The following is a 3,489-nucleotide window of genomic DNA, read 5'->3' on the forward strand; positions in this document are numbered from 1 at the left end:
GGTGTAGCCGCCGTACAGGCTCCAGGCATCGGTCAGCTGGCCGGTGAAGCCCAGCTCGAAGCCATTGATTTCCTTCTTGCCGGCGTTCTGGCTGGTGCCGTTGTCCACGGTCACGCGCGCGTTGTCCATCACGGTGTGGAAGATCGCCGCGGTCAGGTTCAGGCGGTTGTCGAACAGGTCCCACTTGGTGCCCAGTTCGAGGTTCTTGGTGTCCTGCGGCTTGAGGTCGGCCACGGTGGCGCTGAGGCCATCGGAACCATCGCCACCGTCCATGCCCGGCGGGGTGGAGGAGGTGCCGTAGGACAGGTAGATGCTGCCGTTGGCGGTCGGCTTGAAGACGATGCCGGCCTGGTAGTTCAGGAAGTCATTGTCGTTGCGCACGCGGGTCGGCGCCTTGCCGGCCACCGGGGTGGTCAGGGTGGTGGAGAAGTCGTCGTAACGCAGGCCGACGTTGATCATCCATTGCGCGTTCAGTTCGATGGTGTCGAACAGGTAGGCGGACGTGGTCTTGGTGCGCTGCTCGACGTCCAGCGCCTTGTCGCTGCGGTACACCGCATGGGTGGCCGCCCACGGATCGTTCGGGTTCGGGTTGTCGAAGCTGGTGCAGTTGTAGCCGGTGGCAGCGCCGGTGGTCGGGCACTTGCTGCTGTTGGTCAGCGGGTTGTTGGTGCCCGGGGTCATCAGGTAGCTGCCACGGGTCATCTTTTCATCGCTGTATTCCAGGCCGGCGCTGTAGCTGTGCTTCAGCGCACCGGTCTGGAACGCACCGGTCAGGCTCAGCTGGTCGGCAAAGCTCTTGACGTCGACGGCGCGGCTGTTGGTACGGCGCCACAAGGTGCCGTAGTTGTTCGGGTTGCCCTGGCTGTCGTCCGGCTGGGTCCACAGGTAATCGTTGCTGGTGTTGCCCAGGCGCGCGATGTTGCGCAGCTTGTGGCCGCCGAAGTCGTAGCTGCCGTCCAGGGTGCTGATGTCGGCGCGGGTGCGCTGGAAATCGCGATCCACCAGGCCGTAGTAGTTGTTGCGGTCGGGCACCATCGGGCGGCCGTCGACCCACTTCGACACCGGTGCGCCGTTCGGGTTGCCGTACGGGAAGCCGCCCGCGTCGGGCAGGTCGTCGCTCTGCATGTGGTAGTGGCTGGCGATCAGCTGCGCCGGGCCGTTCAGGCCGAACGCGATCGACGGCGCGATGCCCCAGCGGCTGACGTTGGCCGCGTCACGACCGGCGATGTCCGACTCGTGCTTCATCAGGTTCAGGCGCGCGGCGATGCCATCGCCCAGCACGTAGTTGGCATCCACGGTGCCGCGTGCGTAGCTGTCGGTACCGATGCCCATGCTGGCAGTGGTCTCGTTCTTCAGCTTCGGGGTCTTGCTGACCAGGTTGAGGCTGCCACCACCGGAGTCACGACCGCCGTAGGCCGAGCTCGGGCCCTTGACCACTTCCACCTGCTCCAGGTCGAACACTTCGCGGGTCTGCGAACCGACGTCGCGCAGGCCATCGACGAACATGTTGCTCTGCGAGTCGAAGCCGCGGATGAAGGGGCGGTCACCGGTCGGGTTGCCGCCTTCGCCGGCACCGAAGGTGATGCCCGGAACCATGCGCAGCGCATCCTGCAGGTTGGTCGCACCGGTTTCGGCGATCAGCTTTTCCGAGACGATAGAGACCGACTTCGGGGTGTCCAGCAGCGCAGCGGTGAACTTCGGCGAGGACGGGTTGAACCAGCTGCCGCGCACCTGGACCTTGTCCAGTTCGGTGGCCTTGCTGGCGCCGGCATCGTCGGCCGCCTGTGCGGCCAGCGGCGCGAAGCCGGCGGCAAGCGTGGCGGTGGCCAGTACCGAAACGCGGGGTGCGTACTTGCGGGTCTTGATGTGGGTCATGGGTAGGTTGGCGGCGGCTTGGATAGGGAATGAGCGAGGGCCGGCCAGCACGGCTGGGCGCGCGGCGGCAGGCAGGAGGTGGGTTCTGTAGAGCCGAGCCATGCTCGGCTGGCCGGAAACGCAATCAGGCGCGCGGCAACGGCCGCAGGGCGGCTCAGATGGCGTGCGGTGCCGGAGGTGCGTGGCCGGGATTCAGGCGCAGCGAGGGGTCGTGCAGCTGCCAGCGCAGGGCATCGGAATGCCACAACGGGATGTGAGCCACCAGCGCAGCACGCGGCGGGGCAGTGCCGGCGCAGGTCGTGCCGCCTTCACCATCCACCGGAGGTTCCGGAGCGGGAGCCGCGTGGTGTGGGCATTCGTCGCCGGAAGGGGCCGGCAGCGGAGCGACCTGCTCGATATCGTGCAGATGCACCTGCCAGCCGGCGTTGGCGGCGTGGCTGCCGCCGCGTCCTTCTTGCAACGCCGACCAGCCCAGCAGCAGCGTCAGCAGCGCGGCCACGAGCAGCGGCCACCCCTGACGGGCAAGCTGGCACAGCGTGGCGGTGGGCGCGGACGAAGCCATGGCGCAGGCAGGGGCACTACGAAGATGTTACGTAGGATAACATCAACGATAATGATTCGCATGTACGCGATGCGGCAGGCCAACCGGGCGGCCCCGAAAGGCCCTGGCAGGCCCTTCAGGCTGTTCCTGTAGATCCACCCCATGGGTGGATGCCCTTGGCTTCAATCGCGGTCGTCGCGCGTCCACACCGCGTCGTGCTCGCGCTTCACCGGAAATTTCGGCACCGCCGTATAGGCAGGCGCACACAGGGCGCGGCCATCACGCACATCGAAGCGCGCGCCATGCAGCACGCATTCGACGCTGCCTTCGGCGGTGTTGAACTCACCCGAGGACAGCTCGAACTCCTCGTGCGTGCACTGGTCTTCCAGCGCGTACAGTTCGCCGTCGAGGTTGAACACCACGATCGGCGTACCGGTGACTTCGTCGAACACGCTCTTCATTTCGCCCGGCAGCAGTTCGGTGCCGGCGCAGACAAAGGTCCAGGCCTCGCTCACGCGGTGGCTCCGGCCAGCGGCTTTTCCAGGATCTCGAAGCGCAGGTCGTCGCGCTTGGGGATGCCGAAGCGTTCGTCGCCATACGGGAACGGTTTCTTGATGCCGGTGCGCTGGTAGCCGCGGCGCTCGTAGAAGGCGATCAGTTCGTCGCGCACGTCGATCACCGTCATCTGCATCACCGGCACCGCCCATTCGCGCGCGGCATGGGCTTCGGCGGCATCCATCAGCTGCTTGCCAACGCCGCCGCCCTGCTGGGCCGGATCGACCGAGAACATGCCGAAGTAGCCCTTGCCGTCGACGTCGGCGATGTGGGCACAGGCCACCAGTTGGCCGTCGCGTTCGGCCAGCAGGATGGTCGAGCGCGGGCGGTCCAGGTCGCCCTGGATGCCTTCGGCGTCGATGCGGGCGCCGTCCAGCAGGTCGGCTTCGGTGGTCCAGCCGACGCGGCTGGCGTCGCCACGGTAGGCCGAGGTGACCAGGGTGATCAGGGCGGGGATGTCGGCCGACGTGGCGGCGCGGAAGGTCAGGGTGCTCATGGGGGCATTTTAGGTGGGGTGG

The 3,489-nt window shown here is 66.9% G+C and carries 4 protein-coding genes; all 4 read right to left on the minus strand.

The genetic code is table 11. The features are described from left to right. The coding region (locus tag DBR20_RS09970; protein WP_108266062.1) for a TonB-dependent receptor at positions 1 to 1,875 on the minus strand (1,875 nt) is incomplete at its 3' end. A 154-nt stretch (positions 1,876 to 2,029) separates the two neighbouring features. Next, positions 2,030 to 2,437: a hypothetical protein gene (locus tag DBR20_RS09975; RefSeq protein WP_108266063.1), complete on the minus strand. Its 408-nt coding sequence runs from the start codon at positions 2,435 to 2,437 to the stop codon at positions 2,030 to 2,032. 161 nt (positions 2,438 to 2,598) lie between these two features. Next, positions 2,599 to 2,931, minus strand: a complete 333-nt coding sequence (locus tag DBR20_RS09980; protein WP_108266064.1) for a non-heme iron oxygenase ferredoxin subunit — start codon at positions 2,929 to 2,931, stop codon at positions 2,599 to 2,601. After that, positions 2,928 to 3,467, minus strand: coding sequence for a GNAT family N-acetyltransferase (locus DBR20_RS09985; protein WP_108266065.1), 540 nt, complete (start codon positions 3,465 to 3,467; stop codon positions 2,928 to 2,930). Before DBR20_RS09985 ends, DBR20_RS09980 begins: the two co-directional genes overlap by 4 nt. Between the last annotated feature and the right edge of the window lie 22 nt (positions 3,468 to 3,489).

Source organism: Stenotrophomonas sp. HMWF023 (assembly GCF_003060985.1).
Taxonomy (GTDB): domain Bacteria; phylum Pseudomonadota; class Gammaproteobacteria; order Xanthomonadales; family Xanthomonadaceae; genus Stenotrophomonas; species Stenotrophomonas lactitubi.